Raw genomic sequence first — 260 nt, forward strand, 5'->3', positions numbered from 1 at the left:
TGCTGACGTATGCGATTCGCGGCTTGTACTGGTCGCTGCTCGATCGCTGCAATGTGCCCGTCGAAACCATGGGCCTCGCGATTGGCCTGATTTCGGTACTCGGCTATTCGCCCGATGTTTTCCTGCCGCTCATCAACGGATATCTGACCCAGAACTATCCGGGGGTGCATGGCTATCAAATGTACTTCGGCTACGTGGCCGCCGTGTCCGCCGTCGGCGGTTTCGCGGGCCTCGTGCTGCGCAATATGCTTAACAGGAAG

1 pseudogene is annotated in these 260 nt (G+C 58.5%); it reads left to right on the top strand.

What is annotated here, in order from left to right:
* Positions 1 to 260 (top strand): annotated as a pseudogene (locus tag SB753_RS38635) (MFS transporter); the annotation flags it as partial.

This window comes from Paraburkholderia sp. SIMBA_053 (assembly GCF_046534895.1).
GTDB classification, from domain to species: Bacteria; Pseudomonadota; Gammaproteobacteria; order Burkholderiales; family Burkholderiaceae; genus Paraburkholderia; species Paraburkholderia caledonica.